The following is a 14422-nucleotide window of genomic DNA, read 5'->3' as shown; positions in this document are numbered from 1 at the left end:
GAATCAACTGACATTGACGTCAAGTTCGATTCAGGCGAAGGTCGACTCCGGCCGGACGCCCCAGGTGTCGGCGTTCGGGGCCGCGTCGGAGACGAAGGCCGGCAGGGAGTAGGTGAGCTCGTCGACGGTCCACCGGGCTCCCTTGTCCTCGCCGGGGCCGGCGGCCCAGCCCTCGGCGACACTGACCCGACCGCCCCAGACGTTGAAGACGCGGCCGGTGATCCCGGCCGAGCGGCTGCTGGCGAGGAAGGCGATGAGCGGGGAGACGTTCTCGGGCGCCATCTCGTCGAACCCGCCGTCGGCATCGGTCGTGGCGCCATCGAGCACGGCGAGGTTCTCCGTCATCCGGGTGCGGGCGCCCGGTGCGATGGCGTTGACGGTGATGCCGTAGCGGGCGAGCTCACTCGCGGTGATGATCGTGAACGCCGCGATGCCGGCCTTCGCCGCTCCGTAGTTGCTCTGCCCGAGGTTGCCGTACAGCCCCGACGGTGAGGAGGTGTTGATGACCCGGGCGTCCACCTCGCGTCCCGCGCGGGACTCCTCGCGCCAGTGCGCGACGGCGTGCTTGGTGCAGGAGAAGGTCGTGCGCAGGTGCCCGCGGATGCAGTCGTCCCACTCCTCGACCGACATGTTCACGAACATCCGGTCGCGCAGGATGCCTGCGTTGTTGACCAGGGAGTCGAGGCGGCCATAGGCCTCGAGCGCGTCGGACACGATGCTCGCCGCGCCCTCCCAGTCGGCGGCGTCGGCGTAGTTCGCGACGGCCTCGCCGCCCAGTGCCCGGATCTCCTCGACGACCAGGTCCGCCACGGCCCGGTCGGCGCCGGTGCCGTGGACGTCGCCGCCGGTGTCGTTGACGACGACGCGCGCGCCCTGGCGGGCGAGCTCGAGCGCATGGGCTCGGCCGAGGCCGCGGCCCGCTCCGGTCACGATGGCGACGCGGCCACTGCAGATGCCGTCCATGAGAGGTCCCTTCGGGGTAGGTCGATGGCGAGCCCGACGGCTCAGGCCACCCAGGTGGAGTTCCGGGCCGGGTCGAGGTACTCGTCGAGCCGGGAGATGAGCCCGTTCTCGTCGACCTCGGCGACCACGCAGGCCGTGAAGTCGCGGGTGCTGCCGTCCGCCCGCGCGAAGCGCACGACGTGCTGCTCGCAGAAGCCGTGGTCGTCGACGATCAGCCGGGGGTGCAGGTACTGCCACTGGCCCATCCGCTCGTGCATCGTCCGGATGCCCTCGATCGCCTCGACGAACGGGCTCGGCGGCTCGCCGCCGCTCTGCCAGGCGGTCATCCCGGGCGCGGCCAGTGCCAGCATCCCGTCGAAGTCGCCGGCCTGGGAGCGGCGCGACCACTCCGCGGCGCACCCGGCGACGACATCGCGCCGGGTCGGGGTGGTGGGGGTGGTCTGCTGGTCGCTCATGCTCGCCTCACGATGATCGAGGAGTTCTGGCCACCGAACCCGAAGGCGTTGACCTGGACGGTGTGGAAGTCCGCGACCGCGGGCTTCTCGGTGACGATGTGGAAGCGGGCGCCGTCCTCCACCTCGTGGGTGGTCGGGATGTGCGCGAGGCGCCCGGTCGCGATGGCATGCAGCGCGAGGAGCAGCCCCATGCCGCCGGACGCGGCGCCGGTGTGTCCGACGCTGCCCTTGATCGAGGTGACGTGCAGGTCGTCGTCCCGTTCGCCGAACACCTGGTTGATCGCGCTGATCTCGACGGTGTCGCCCTTGGGGGTGCTGGTCGCGTGGGCCACCAGGCCGGTGACCTCGTCCGGCGTCACGCCGGCCATCCGCTGCGCGTCGCGCATCGCCTGGGCCTCGTAGGAGCCGCTCGGGTCCGGGGACGAGGGGTGCGAGCCGTCGGAGAGCGAGCCGTAGCCCGCCAGCACGCCATGGATCGTCGCGCCGCGCTCGCGGGCGCGCTCCAGGTTCTCCAGGACGACGATCGCGGCACCCTCGCCCTCGACCAGCCCGGTCCGGCGCCGGTCGAACGGCATCGTCGACAGCATCGGGTCGGTGACCTGGTTGGTCATGCCGTAGCTGGCCTGCGAGTGGTGCAGGACCTCGCACAGGCCGCGCTCGGTGCCGCCGGCGATCACGACGTCGGCGCGGCCGGTCTGGATCATGCCCAGGGCGGTGCCGATGGCGTCGATGCTCGACGCGCAGGCGGTGGACACCGTGAGGAGCGGACCGTGCAGGGCGTACCTGATCGCGATCTGGCCCGCGGCCATGTTCGGCCAGGCCTGGATGTTGAGCTTGCGCGGCACCGCCTCGGGGCCGACCAGGTCGAGCCGGCGCTGGGCCTCGGTGAGCGAGGTGACGCCGGCCATCGTCGTACCGATGACGACGCCGGTGCCCGGCTCCAGCGGCTGGCCGTGGTCCTCGACCGCCTGCTGAGCCGCCGCGAGGGCGTACTGCGCGAAGAGGTCGGTGCCGTCGGCCAGGCGCGGGTCCATCCAGTCGAGCGGGTCGAAGCCGCTGACGGTCGAGGCCCAGGACGCGGGGGACCCGGGGTCGGCCCAGGCGGCGGGGAAGAGGGCGGTACGACCCTCGTCCAGTGCCGCGGTGAACTCCGCCGGGCTGTGCCCGAGTGCGGTGATCGCCCCGATCCCGGTGATCGCGACGCCCGCGTTCTCTCGGCTCATGGTGATCGGTCTCCATCCGTGTCATCGGTGCTGCCGGTGCTGCGAGGCTATTAGAAATTGACGTCAGTTTCAATAGATTCTCCGAGTAAAATGAAGTTGACGTCAGAATCAATAAATGGTGTGATCTCGGTCCCAGGCGTCCGTGGATCTCCACGCACGCACCCTTGTCAGGCAGGAGTTCCCGCGTGTCTCGATCGCCCCTTCCTCTCGCCGTGATCGGCGTCCTCGCTCTCGGGTCCCTCGCCGCCTGTGGCGGCTCCGACGGCGGTGCCGCCGACGGTGAGTGTGTCGTCAAGATCGGCTCGATCTTCAGCCAGACCGGCGCCGCCTCGGCGTTCGGGGCCGACGGTGAGCGTGCCATCGAGCTCGCGGTCAAGGACGCGAACGCCGCCGGCTTCCAGGTCGACGGCAAGGACTGCACGATCGACTACAAGGCGGTCGACCTCGCCAGCGACCCGAACAAGGCCGCGGGGCTTACCCAGGACCTGATCACCGGCTTCGGCGCGAAGTTCGTCTTCGGGCCCGACATGGCGGCCGCCGTCCCGCCTGCAGCGACCGCCGTCCAGCGCGCCGGCGACGTGATGATGCTGTCCGTCTCGACAGGCATGGACGCGTACGCCGGCAAGGGCGACCCGTTCTTCCGGCTCTCGCCCAACGACACGACCATGGTCAACGACGGCTACATCCCGGCCGCCGTCGAGCAGCTGCCCGACGTCAAGGACATCGCGATGCTGATGACCGACGACGACACGGGCAAGGCGCTCGCCGAGGGCTACGCCGCCTCCTTCGAGAACAACGGCGTCACCGTCTCCCAGACCGAGTTCTACGACCCCGCCTCGACCAACTTCGCGCCGATCGTCCAGCGGATCAAGGACGGCGTGCAGGGCATCTTCATCGGCTACAACAACGACAGCGCAGCGTCCGCGATCATGGACGCCGCGGCCGAGGCCGGGCTGCCGCAGGTCTACCTCACCCGCGGCATCTCCGCGCAGCCCGGCGTCGCGCGCGAGGACACGCTGGACGCCTACACCTGGCTGGTGCTGGGCGCCGACCCGCTCTACCCGGCCGACGACGAGCAGAAGCAGTTCATCGCGAAGTTCACCGACGCCTACGACATCCCCGACGGCGAGATGACCTACTTCCCCTTCGTCCACTACGACTACGTCGGCATGCTGGTCCAGGCCATGGAGGAGGCCGGCACCACCACCGACGTGGAGGCGATCTCCGAGGCGCTGCGCGGGTCGTCGTACGACGGGGTCGTGCGGCTCTCCTTCGACGCCGACGGTCTCAACACCAGCCCGATGGGCCTGGGTGTCCTGCGCGAGGGCCAGGGCGAGGTCGTGTCGTTCGGAGGGCAGTGACGTCATGGACTACACGTTGGCGGACATGGTCGGAATGGTGGCCCGCAGCCGGCCGGACCAGGTCGCTGCCACGGTGCTCGGCGCCACGTCCACGGCGTATACCTTCGCTCAGCTGTGGGACCGCGTCGGCGACCTCGCCGACGCGGTCTCCGCGACGGCCGGGGGAGAGCACGGGCCGATGGTCGCGACGCTGCTCCCGAACGGGCTGGACGCGCTGGCGTCCTACCTCGCCTGCCAGCGGGCGGGGGTCGGCGCGGTGCCGCTCAACAACCGGCTCGCGGACCGCGAGCTGCAGCACATCCTCGCGGACTCCGAGGCACGGACCGTCCTCGCCGCGGGCGAGTACGTCGAGGTGGCCCGCCGGATCGCGGCGCCCGGAGTCCGGGTCGTCGACGCGGACACCGTCGTCCCGGGGGAGCGGGGCCGCGACCTGATCGAGGATCCCGCGCGCGGCGAGCGGGTGGCGGTGGTGTTCTACACCTCCGGCACCACCGGTCTGCCCAAGGGCGCGGCCGTGCGCAACGACGACTGGATCGTCAACACCATGCGCTGGGGCTGGCAGCTGCGGATCCAGTGGGACGAGCGGACGCTCGTCCCGGGGCCGCTGTTCCACATGTCCTACTCCAGCTTCGCGCTGGCGACCTGGCTGATGGGCGGCGAGGTCCGGATCATGCCGTCCTTCTCGGCCGCCGAGGCGTACGACGAGTTCGCCGAGCGCGCGACGTTCGCCTTCCTGGTGCCGTCGATGACGCAGATGATCCACGACGAGTGGGTCGTCCGCGGCCGGGCGCCGATGCGGACCGCCCGCTCGATCATGACGTCCGGCGCCGCCGCCGCGGCGGACCTCGTCGAGGCGGCCTTCGACATGTTCCCCGACGCCACCATCCAGGAGACCTACGGCTGGACCGAGGCCGGCTTCGCGACCATGGAGGTCAAGTCCCGCGACACCGTGCGGCGCGGTACCGTGGGCTACAGCACCGTCGGCTCCGACGTCGCGGTCTTCGACGACGACGGCCGTCCATGCCCACCCGGGCAGCGCGGCGAGGTCGGCATCCGCACCATCGCGGCGTCGATCGGCTACCTCTCCCCGCAGGCCGCGGGCGCCGACACCCGGCGCGGCCCCTGGATCCTGTCGGGTGACATCGGCTCCTTCGACGACGCCGGCCGGTTGACCATCGTCGACCGCAAGCACGGGATGATCATCAGCGGTGGCGAGAACGTCTACGCCGCCGAGGTCGAGCAGGTCGTCGACAGGCATCCCGCCGTGCACGAGTGCGTCGTGGTCGGCCGGCCGAGCCGGCAGTGGGGCGAGGAGATCGTCGCTGTCGCCGTCCTCGAGGACGGCGCGGAGCTGCAGAGAGACGACCTGCGCGCCTACTGTCGCGAGCACCTCGCCGACTACAAGGTGCCCCGCGACCTCGTCGTCGTCGCCGCGCTGCCGCGCAACTCGATGGGAAAGCTGCAGCGCTTCGAGGTCAAGCGGGTGCTGGAGGCGGCCGGGTGAGCGACCTCCTCCTGACCCTGCTGCTGGGCCTCATGCAGGCCGGCCTGTACACGCTGGTCGGCCTCGGCCTGACCATCACCTTCGGCGTCACCCACATCCTCAACTTCGCGCACGGCGAGTTCGTGACGATCGGCGCCTACTCGGTGATCGGGTTCGCGGTGCTCGCCCCGACCGCGCTGGCGATCCCGCTCGCTCTGCTGGTGGCGGTCGCCGTCGCCGCGGTGGTCTACCTGGTCGGCTTCGCGTTCACCATCGGCGACCACCTGCAGGGGCTGGCCTTCTCGCTCGGCCTCCTGCTGTTCAGCGAGAACCTCTTCCTCCAGCTCTTCTCCGCGATCCCGCGCACCGGTCCGCGCGTCGAGGGCACGCTCAGCCTGCCCGGCGGCGACCAGATCGCCTGGGCCCGGATCGTCGTGATCCTGGTGACCGCGGCCATCGTGATCGGCTGCGCGGTCGCGCTCAAGCGGACCTGGGTCGGCCTCGCCCTGCGCGCGACCGGCGACGAGCGGTTCGCCGCCGCGACCCTGGGGCTCTCGGCGCGCCGGGTCGGGCTCTACGCCTTCGTGGTCGCCGGGGTGCTCGCCGCGATCGCGGGCCTGTGCATCGCGTCGGTCACGCCGGTGACGCCGTCGATCGGGATGAGCTTCCTGCTCACCGGCTTCGTCGTCGCGATCATCGGTGGCCTCGGCTCGCCGGTCGGCGTCCTGGTCGCCTCGCTCCTGCTCGGCCTCGTCGAGGCCTTCGCGGCGAGGTACGCCGACCCGTCCATGACGAGCGTCTACACCTTCACCGCGATGATCGTCGTCCTCCTCGTGATGCCGCAGGGCCTTTTCAACAGGAAGCAGGTGCGCGCGGGATGAGGACCGTCGCCCTCCGCCGCTCCGGCCTCGCCCTCGCCGTCGCCGTCGTCCTCGTGGTCCTGGCGTGCAGCGTCCCGGACAACCGGGTCGTCCTCCTCAACACCTTCCTGGCGTACGGCGCCCTGGTGCTGAGCCTCGACCTGATGGTCGGCAACCTCAACCTGCTGCCCGCGGGCCACGCCGCGTTCTTCGGGGCAGGCGCCTATGCCTCCGTCGTGCTGAACGAGACCGCCGGCTGGCCGCTGCCGCTCGCCGGTCTCGCCGCGGTGCTGGGCTGTGGCGTCGTGGCCGCCCTGATCGGCTTCCCGGTCGTGGGGCGGACCGCGGGCATGTCCTTCGCGGTCGTCACCTTCGCCATCGGCGAGCTGATGGTGCGCGTCGTCGCCAAGTCGCCCGACCTGCTCGGCGGAACCGAGGGGCTGACGGTGATGTGGGGCGTGGGCGACGAGATGCCGTTCGGGTTCAGCATCTACCGCTACTTCTCGTTGTGGCTGGTCGTCGTGTTCCTGGTGGTGCTGCTCGTCGTGATCTGGATCCGCAGCTCCCACTGGGGTCTGCGGCTGACCGCGATCCGCGACGACGAGAACGCGTCGCGTGGCCTCGGCCTCGACCCGGTCGTCTACAAGACGGTGATCTTCGGTGTCGCCTCCGCGCTCGCGGCGGCCGTCGGCGTCGCCTGGGCGCCGATGGTCGGCTACATCGGCCCGGACTCCATGGCGACCAGCGAGTCGATCTTCCTGCTCAGCCTGCTCATCGTGGGCGGCGTCCGCTCGGTGGGTGGCGCGCTCGCGGGCGTTTTCCTCCTCATGATCCTGCCGCTCTACCTCGAGGTGGAGCCGTCGCTGCGGATCGCATTCGTCGGCGGCGCCCTCGCCCTGATCGCGCTGGTCGAGCCAGGCGGCATCGCCGGCCTCACCCGGCGCGGCCGCTCCCTCCTCGCCCGTCGCAGGAGCCCCGCATGAGCCCGTCCACGGCCCACCCCGTCCTCGAGGTCAACGACGTCACCGTCCGGCTGGGCGGGGTCGAGGTCCTCGCCGACATCGATCTCGCGGTGGCCCGCGGCGACTGCGTCGGCATCATCGGTCCCAATGGCGCCGGCAAGACCACCCTGTTCAACGTGATCAGCGGGTTCATGCCGCCCACCCAGGGCGAGGTCCGCCTGCAGGGCAGGCGGATCGACGGCGTCAAGCCGCACCGCATCGCCCGGCGCGGGCTGGTCCGCACCTTCCAGAACGTCGGTGGGTTCGGAGACCTGAGCGTCGAGCAGAACCTGCTCCTCGCCACCCGAGGAAAGGCTCCCGACCAGGTGGAGCGGGTGCGCGAGATGCTCGGGCTGGCGGACTCCTGGCGCATGCTGGTCAAGGACTGCTCGCTCGCGAGCCGCAAGCTGGTGGGCATCGCGATCGCCGTCGTCCGCGCGCCGTCGGTGCTGCTGCTCGACGAGCCACTCGCGGGCCTCGCGACCGAGGACCGCGACCATGTCGTCGAGATGATCCGCCGGGTGCACGCCGCGGGCACCACGATCTGCCTGATCGAGCACGACATCGGGCGTACCCGGGCTCTCTCCGACCGGCTCGTCGTCCTCGACGCGGGTCGCAAGGTCGCCGAGGGAGCCACGGCGGAGCTCGCGTCCCGAACCGACCTCGTGGAGGCCTACCTGACATGACCGGACACGACACGGCAGCACCCGTGCTCACGGTGCACGACCTCGCGGTCCGCTACGGGCGCGCGGTGGCGATCGAGCGCATGTCCCTGATGGTGGCCGCGGGGGAGTGTCTCGCGGTCGTCGGCGCCAACGGCGCCGGCAAGAGCACTCTGGGCAAGGCGGTCGCGGGTCTCGTCCCGGCGGCCTCCGGCCGGATCGAGTACGCCGGTGCCCCGGTCGCTCGGACTGCGGTCCGCGACGGGATCGTCTACGTCCCCGAGGGCCGGATGGTCTTCCCGCAGCTCAGCGTCGAGGAGAACCTCAAGGTCGGCGCGTTCGTCCGCCGCCGCCACGGCGACTGGCAGGAGCGTCGGGATGCGATGTACGCCCTGGTGCCGCGTCTCGAGGCCCGTGCCCGGGTGCGCGCCGGCCTGCTCAGCGGAGGCGAGCAGCAACTGCTGGCCATCGCGCGCGCGCTGATGGCCGAGCCCCGGCTGCTCATCCTCGACGAGCCGTCGCTGGGGCTGTCGCCCTCGGCGATCGGCACGGTCACCGAGTTCCTCGGCGGACTGCGCAGGGAGGGCGCGCTCAGCATCCTGCTCCTCGAGCAGAACACCGCCTTCGCCGCGCGTCTCGCCGACCGTGGCCTGACGGCCAAGCTCGGGCGCATCGACCGCGACGGACTGAGCCAGCGCGAGCTCGCCGAGATCTCGGTGTTCCAGGGCTGATCCAGGGCTGTTCCAGGGCTGAGCTTGGCTCAGCCCTGGTCCATCCGCAGCGCGTTGGCCCACAGCCGGGTCAGGCTGTCGACAGCCTTCTCGAGGTCGTAGTCGAGGCCCTGGCCGAACCAGGAGTAGGCGAACCGGTAGACCATCCCGGTCAGCGCGCGGGCGGCGTACTGCGGGTCGAGCGCGGCGTCGGCTCGGCCCTCGCCCTGTAGACGGATGATCTGCCGCTCGCTGCGGTCGACGTACTTCTGCAGGCCCTGGTCGAGGCGCGCCTTGGCGCCCTCGTGATGGGTGGCGAGTTCCTCCCACAGGGCGATCAGGCGGCCGTTGTCGCGGTAGACCTTGAGGTACTCGCGGTTGCTGCGCTCGAGTCGCTCGATCGGCTGGAGGTTGCTGTGCTCGCGGGCGGTGCCCGGATCCTCGTTCTCATGGAAGAGGTCGGCGATCATCTCGTCGACCAGCGCCAGGAAGACGCTCTCCTTCGAGTCGAAGTAGGTGTAGAAGGTGCCATGGGCCACCTTCGCGCCGTCGGCGATGTCGGTGATCCGGGCGTTGTGGAAGCCGTCGCGCTCGAAGACCGCACGCGCCGAGACCAGCAGGGCTGCGCGGGTGCGCTGGGCGCGCGGCGTCAGCGTGGTGACGGACGTGTCGCCGTCGGTATCGGTCATGAGACCTCCTCGGATCCTGGTCGGCCCCTCGGGGTCGAGCCTAGACGTTCATTGAACCTGACGTCAAAGTCAGTTAAGATCACCATCGTGTCTGCGGAACAGCTCAGCATGCCCGATGACTCTGATGACGTGGTGATCGTAGAGCGGCGTGGTGACGTCCGCTGGGTCATCTTGAACCGTCCGGAGGTGCTCAACGCCTACGACACGGCACTGTGTCGAGGGCTGGCCGCCGCGGTCCTCGACTACCAGCGCAGTGACGAGGAGCGGGTGATGGTGCTCGCCGGCGCCGGGCGCGCCTTCTGCGTCGGCGGTGACGTCCGCAGTGAGGCGGAGGCGATCGAGGGGGAGGAGCGACAGCTCGGGCACGGCATGGTGATGCGCGAGGGCATGCACGCCGTCAACCGCCTGCTGCACGCCCTGGACAAGCCGGTCGTCGCGCTCGTCCACGGTCACGCCGTCGCTGGAGGACTGTCGCTCGCGCTGCTGTGCGACTTCCGGATCGCGGCCGAGAGCGCGAAGCTCGGCGACACCAGCGGGCGGGTCGGGCTGCTCCCCGACGAGGGTGGGGCCTGGCTCTTCCCGCGGGCGATGGGACACGACGCCGCGTTGCGGATGACCCTGCTCGGCGAGGTCTACGACGCCCGCGAGGCCCTTCGGCTCGGCCTGGTGACCGAGGTCGTGCCCGACGACCGGCTGCAGGAGCGCGGCGCCGAGCTCGCCGCGCTGCTGGCGGCCAAGGCGCCGCTGGCGGTGCGGATGGCCAAGCGGATGATGCGCCGCGCCCGCCAGCAGAGCTTCGAGGAGGCGCTGGTCGACGCGGAGTACGCCGTCGAGGTGGTCAACCACAGCGACGACGTCCGCAAGGGGGTCGAGGCCTTCGTGGCCCGGCGTCCCGCGCACTTCACGGGGCGCTGACGGCGCGCCGGATGGAGCCGCTGCGCGTCTGGCACTTCGAGGACTTCGAGGTGGGCCAGGTCTTCTCGGGGCAGGGCCGCACGATCACCGAGTCGGACATCGTCTGGTTCGCGGGCTGGTCGTGGGACACGAACCCGCCGCACACCGACGCCGTGCACATGGCCGGCTCGCGGTTCGGCGAGCGGATCGCGCACGGCGTGCTCGGCCTGTCGGTCGCGATGGGTCTCGCTTCGCGCCTCGGCGTCTTCGAGGGCTGCTCGATCGCCTTGCTCGGGGTCGACGACTGGCGGTTCCGGGCGCCGGTCGTCGTGGGTGACACGGTCCGGGTCCGGGTGGAGATCGCCGGCGCCCGACTGACCTCGCGTCGCGACGCCGGTGTGCTCGAGCGTCGCTTCGAGCTGCTCAACCAGCGCGACGAGCTGGTCCAGTCCGGTTCGATCCCGCTGCTCGTCTCGCTCGGTCATTGAATTTGACGTCAATGTCAATTCCTGTCTACGCTGACGCCATGTCCGAAGCAGTGAGCGTCGACGTGCTCGCCGAGTTGCCGGGGAACATCTGGAAGGTCGAGGTCGCGACCGGGACGCGGGTCGAGTCCGGTCAGTGCCTCCTGGTCATGGAGACCATGAAGATGGAGATCCCCGTCCACGCCGAGTCCGCGGCGTACGTCGCCGAGGTGCGGGTGCACCCCGGCGACCAGGTCGCCGCGGGCGACGTGCTGGTGGTGCTGGCTCCGTGACGAGAAGCGAGGAGGGGATGATGGACGAGCCGATGGTGCTCAGTGATCGGATCGGTGCGGTGCGGATGATCTCACTGAACCGGCCGACCCGGCTGAACGCGATGACCAAGAGCCTGGTCGCCGCCCTCATCCCGGTGCTCGAGGACGCCGCCGTCGACCCGGCCGTGCGCTGCGTCGTACTCACTGGCGTGGGTCGGGGCTTCTGCGCCGGTGGCGACCTGGGCGAGGTCGGCGACATCGCCGACGGCATCGACGTCGCCGCCGAGGAGTCCGACCTCCGCCGCCTCCACCACTCCAGCAGACTGCTGCACGAGATGGCGAAGCCCACGATCGCCGCCGTCAACGGCCCCTGCGCCGGCGCCGGCCTCTCCTGGGCCTGCGCCTGCGACCTTCGGATCGCCGCCACCTCCGCGGTCTTCCGCTCCTCCTTCGTCTCCGCCGGCCTCACCGGCGACTTCGGCTCCACCTGGACCCTGCCCCGCATCGTCGGCGCCGGCAAGGCCCGCGAGCTGTGCCTGCTCAACCTCAAGATCGACGCCGCCGAGGCCCAGCGCATCGGGCTGGTCAGCGAGGTCGTTCCTGACGACAGCTTCCGCGACCGCGTCCTCGAGCTCGCCACCCGGCTCGCTGCCCAGGCGCCTCTCGCCCTAGCCGGCATGAAGGCCAACCTCAACGACGGAGAGCGCCACGACTTCGGCGAGCTCCTCGACCGCGAAGCCGCCCGCCAGGCCGCCGCCACCGCGTCGTCCGACTGCGTCGAGGCGGCCACGGCGTTCATCGAGCGCCGCGCTCCCGTGTTCACCGGAGCCTGATCGGCAGGCCAACGTGCGCAGCGACGCTCTCGCTGGCGGCGCTGCTGGTCGCCGACCCGGCTGAGGGGATGGCTCCGCGGCCGGTCGCGACGCGAACGCCGAGCCTGTGCGGAGCCTCATGAGAGGAGCCTCAGTACGCACCACGGCCGCTGAGGACCGCGCCCGCGGTCCGCAGCAGGATCCGCGCGTCGAGAAGGAGCGACCAGTTGTCGACGTACTGCTGGTCGAGCTGGACGGCGTCCTCCCAGGAGAGGTCGGAGCGGCCGGACACCTGCCACAGGCCGGTCATGCCGGGGCGGACGACCAGCCGGTGGCGGACGTCGGGGAGATAGGCCGCGACCTCCGACGGCAGCGCCGGCCGCGGACCCACCAGGGACATGTGACCGAGCGCGACGTTGATCAACTGGGGCAGTTCGTCGAGCGAGGTACGCCGCAACCAGCGCCCCACGCGGGTGATCCGCGGGTCCTGGTGGATCTTGAACAGCGGGCCGCCCGCCTCGTTGAGATCGAGCAGACCGGCCACGGCCTCGCTCGCTCCACACGACATCGTGCGCAGCTTCCACATCGTGAAGGGCGCGTCGCCCCGGCCGATCCGGGTCTGCCGGAAGAAGGCCGGTCCCGGGGAGTCGAGGCGCACGGCGAGGGCGAGCGCCAGCAGCGCCGGCGCGAGCAGCAGGAGCGCCACCGTCGCCACGGCCCGGTCGAGGACGTGCTTGACCAGGTGGGAGGGGCCGAGGCGGCGAGGCGCGCCGAGGTGGAGCAGCGGCAGCCGCTCGCCGACGTCGAGGTGGAGGCGGCCGGCGGTCGAGCTGAGCAGTCCGGTCCACATGAAGATGGCCACGCCGGCGTCTTCCAGGCACCAGCACAGGCGCTGCAGGTCGGTGGCGGGGATCGTCGGATCGGGGGCGAGGATCACGGCGTCGGCGCCGCTCATCCGCGCGGTCGGGACGCACGCGGCGATCCCGGACACGACGGGCACGCCGTCCAGTGCGGGCGGGCCGCCTGCCTCGCCCGCGGCGACGCAGGCGCCGACCACCGCGAAGCGGTGGGTGCGCGACTGGTGGAGGCGATCGACCAGGCCGGGCAGGGTGTCGGCGGTCCCCGCCAGCACGACGCGGTGGGTCACGCCACTGAGGTGGACACCACGGCGGGCCGCCACGGCGACGGCGCCCCGCGCCAGTGCGCCCAGGCCGGCGCTGGCGACGCATACCGACGTCACGACCGCGGCGGACACCGGGTAGCCGATCGCCTCCGCGGTCAGCAGCGTCGCCGTGGGCAGCACCAGCGCGGCGACGGCGAGCCGCCGGGCGCGGGCCGTCAGGTGGCCGGGCAGCCGGTAGTCCCCGGTCGCGGACACGGCGGCCACCCACAGCGGCACGAACAGGAAGGCCGGCCCCGTGCGGGAGATCGCATCCGGGACCAGGACCGCCGCGAGGACGACGACCGCCGCGGCCACGGCATCGGCGCCGGCCAGCACCCGGCCGGTGCGGTGGACCGTCGCCCGGCCGCGCGTCGCCACGCGGCCGGGCGTCGCCAGCGTCGTCGCGCGGGCCGAGAGGAGGGTCATCGGTGGACTAGCTCCTCGGCCAGCGCCTCGAACCGCGCGAGCGTGGGCGAGGGGCGGTGGGCGGCGCGGCTGCGCCGACCGGTGAGGACGGCGAGCGAGAGCCGGGCGGCGAGCTCCTGCTCGTCGTACGCCGTGACGATCAGGCCGGTGCGCGCGAGGAAGCGCGCGAACCGCTGCTGGTGGTCGTCGACGTGCTCCCCGAGTCGCGGGTCGCGGGGAACCACGACAGGCAGGTGCCCGTGCTCGCGCGCGTCCATGATCGAGCCCGGACCGCCATGGGTGACGACCGCGTCGGCCCGGTCGAGCAGCTCGGCCAGCGGGACCGGACCCAGCAGCGCGGCTCCGGCCAGGATCGGCGGCAGCGGCGTGGCGCCGTACTGCACGTGGAACCGGAAGGCTCCCTGCCCCTGGAGCCGGCCGGCCCAGTCGAGGAGTCGGTCGAAGCGGTGGTGGTCGGTGCCGAGGAAGACCGCCACGAGGGGCGCCTGTCCGCTCACCACAGCTCCCCGACCAGGACGGAGGAGCGGTAGAGGCGCTGCTGCTCGGGCCACTGGACCAGGAAGAGGTCGGTGGCGGGTCGGCACAGCCGGCCGGTGACGGTCCGGGTCTCCACCCGGTCGTAGACCTCGAGATAGATCGACGAGGTGTGCCGGCGGCGTCGCAGCCAGAAGTACGGGACGGCGACGGCGGCACCGGTGGAGACCACGAGGTCCGGGGCGTAGCGGGCGAGCACCGTGCGTGCCTGCGCCGAGTTGCGGGCCAGGTTGACCAGGTTGCGCGTGGTCGGGTGGTGCGCCCAGGTCACGTCCTCGCCCTCGAGCTTCGCGACGGCGTCCTCGGTGTCGAAGGTGACCCAGTGCCGGTCATGCTTCTCCCACCACGGCCGCAGGCACATCAGCTGCGCGAGGTGTCCTCCCGAGGAGGAGACGAGAAGCACCCGCATGACGCGCTCCCGGAGCTTGGTGGCTGATGGGCGCTCCCGACC

Annotated in this window: 17 protein-coding genes; 10 read left to right on the top strand and 7 right to left on the bottom strand. The window is 71.4% G+C overall.

The window, feature by feature from the left end:
* Positions 1 to 30: 30 nt before the first annotated feature.
* The 3 genes from QJ852_23390 to QJ852_23380 are packed head-to-tail and all read right to left on the bottom strand — an operon-like array spanning position 31 to position 2641.
* The gene (locus QJ852_23390) at positions 31 to 963 is read right to left on the bottom strand and encodes an SDR family oxidoreductase (protein ID WGX96082.1); all 933 of its coding nucleotides are present in this window, start codon (positions 961 to 963) and stop codon (positions 31 to 33) included.
* A gap of 41 nt (positions 964 to 1004) precedes the next feature.
* Positions 1005 to 1418: a nuclear transport factor 2 family protein gene (locus QJ852_23385; protein ID WGX96081.1), complete on the bottom strand. Its 414-nt coding sequence runs from the start codon at positions 1416 to 1418 to the stop codon at positions 1005 to 1007.
* Complete coding sequence (locus tag QJ852_23380) at positions 1415 to 2641, bottom strand: beta-ketoacyl-[acyl-carrier-protein] synthase family protein (GenBank protein ID WGX96080.1); 1227 nt, start codon at positions 2639 to 2641, stop codon at positions 1415 to 1417. The genes QJ852_23385 and QJ852_23380 overlap by 4 nt, the downstream gene beginning before the upstream one ends.
* A gap of 185 nt (positions 2642 to 2826) precedes the next feature.
* On the opposite strand from QJ852_23380, the gene QJ852_23375 reads away from it, so the two are divergent.
* From QJ852_23375 to QJ852_23350, 6 genes are read left to right on the top strand one after another with little or no spacing between them, the layout of a single operon-like run.
* Positions 2827 to 4002, top strand: coding sequence for an ABC transporter substrate-binding protein (locus tag QJ852_23375; GenBank protein ID WGX96079.1), 1176 nt, complete (start codon positions 2827 to 2829; stop codon positions 4000 to 4002).
* Between the two features lie 4 nt (positions 4003 to 4006).
* On the top strand, positions 4007 to 5506 hold the full coding sequence (locus tag QJ852_23370; GenBank protein ID WGX96078.1) for an AMP-binding protein: 1500 nt from the start codon (positions 4007 to 4009) through the stop codon (positions 5504 to 5506).
* Entirely contained in the window at positions 5503 to 6366 is an 864-nt protein-coding gene (locus QJ852_23365; GenBank protein WGX96077.1) for a branched-chain amino acid ABC transporter permease, read from the top strand. Before QJ852_23370 ends, QJ852_23365 begins: the two co-directional genes overlap by 4 nt.
* On the top strand, positions 6363 to 7328 hold the full coding sequence (locus QJ852_23360) for a branched-chain amino acid ABC transporter permease (protein ID WGX96076.1): 966 nt from the start codon (positions 6363 to 6365) through the stop codon (positions 7326 to 7328). Before QJ852_23365 ends, QJ852_23360 begins: the two co-directional genes overlap by 4 nt.
* Entirely contained in the window at positions 7325 to 8032 is a 708-nt protein-coding gene (locus tag QJ852_23355) for an ATP-binding cassette domain-containing protein (GenBank protein WGX96075.1), read from the top strand. The genes QJ852_23360 and QJ852_23355 overlap by 4 nt, the downstream gene beginning before the upstream one ends.
* Positions 8029 to 8739, top strand: a complete 711-nt coding sequence (locus QJ852_23350; protein ID WGX96074.1) for an ABC transporter ATP-binding protein — start codon at positions 8029 to 8031, stop codon at positions 8737 to 8739. Before QJ852_23355 ends, QJ852_23350 begins: the two co-directional genes overlap by 4 nt.
* Positions 8740 to 8768: 29 nt before the next feature.
* Here the strand turns inward: QJ852_23350 and QJ852_23345 are convergent, their stop codons facing one another.
* Positions 8769 to 9407: a TetR/AcrR family transcriptional regulator gene (locus tag QJ852_23345; GenBank protein WGX96073.1), complete on the bottom strand. Its 639-nt coding sequence runs from the start codon at positions 9405 to 9407 to the stop codon at positions 8769 to 8771.
* A 129-nt stretch (positions 9408 to 9536) separates the two neighbouring features.
* Here QJ852_23345 and QJ852_23340 point away from each other — a divergent pair, with 129 nt between their 5' ends.
* Genes QJ852_23340 through QJ852_23325 form a run of 4 tightly spaced genes read left to right on the top strand, consistent with a single transcriptional unit; the run spans position 9537 to position 11870 of the window.
* The gene (locus tag QJ852_23340) at positions 9537 to 10322 is read left to right on the top strand and encodes an enoyl-CoA hydratase/isomerase family protein (protein WGX96072.1); all 786 of its coding nucleotides are present in this window, start codon (positions 9537 to 9539) and stop codon (positions 10320 to 10322) included.
* A gap of 11 nt (positions 10323 to 10333) precedes the next feature.
* Positions 10334 to 10789, top strand: coding sequence for a MaoC/PaaZ C-terminal domain-containing protein (locus QJ852_23335; protein ID WGX96071.1), 456 nt, complete (start codon positions 10334 to 10336; stop codon positions 10787 to 10789).
* Positions 10790 to 10827: 38 nt separating this feature from the next.
* The gene (locus QJ852_23330) at positions 10828 to 11058 is read left to right on the top strand and encodes an acetyl-CoA carboxylase biotin carboxyl carrier protein subunit (GenBank protein ID WGX96070.1); all 231 of its coding nucleotides are present in this window, start codon (positions 10828 to 10830) and stop codon (positions 11056 to 11058) included.
* Positions 11059 to 11078: 20 nt separating this feature from the next.
* Complete coding sequence (locus tag QJ852_23325; GenBank protein ID WGX96069.1) at positions 11079 to 11870, top strand: enoyl-CoA hydratase-related protein; 792 nt, start codon at positions 11079 to 11081, stop codon at positions 11868 to 11870.
* 130 nt (positions 11871 to 12000) lie between these two features.
* Here QJ852_23325 and QJ852_23320 read toward each other — a convergent pair whose 3' ends face one another.
* Genes QJ852_23320 through QJ852_23310 form a run of 3 tightly spaced genes read right to left on the bottom strand, consistent with a single transcriptional unit; the run spans position 12001 to position 14380 of the window.
* Positions 12001 to 13437, bottom strand: a complete 1437-nt coding sequence (locus QJ852_23320) for an exopolysaccharide biosynthesis polyprenyl glycosylphosphotransferase (protein WGX96068.1) — start codon at positions 13435 to 13437, stop codon at positions 12001 to 12003.
* On the bottom strand, positions 13434 to 13934 hold the full coding sequence (locus QJ852_23315; GenBank protein ID WGX96067.1) for a glycosyltransferase: 501 nt from the start codon (positions 13932 to 13934) through the stop codon (positions 13434 to 13436). The genes QJ852_23320 and QJ852_23315 overlap by 4 nt, the downstream gene beginning before the upstream one ends.
* Complete coding sequence (locus tag QJ852_23310; GenBank protein WGX96066.1) at positions 13931 to 14380, bottom strand: UDP-N-acetylglucosamine--LPS N-acetylglucosamine transferase; 450 nt, start codon at positions 14378 to 14380, stop codon at positions 13931 to 13933. The genes QJ852_23315 and QJ852_23310 overlap by 4 nt, the downstream gene beginning before the upstream one ends.
* Between the last annotated feature and the right edge of the window lie 42 nt (positions 14381 to 14422).

It is taken from the genome of Nocardioides sp. L-11A, from assembly GCA_029961745.1.
Taxonomy (GTDB): Bacteria; Actinomycetota; Actinomycetes; order Propionibacteriales; family Nocardioidaceae; genus Nocardioides.
The sequence above is the reverse complement of the archived record's forward strand: the minus strand, read 5'-3'. Positions and strand labels throughout refer to the sequence as shown.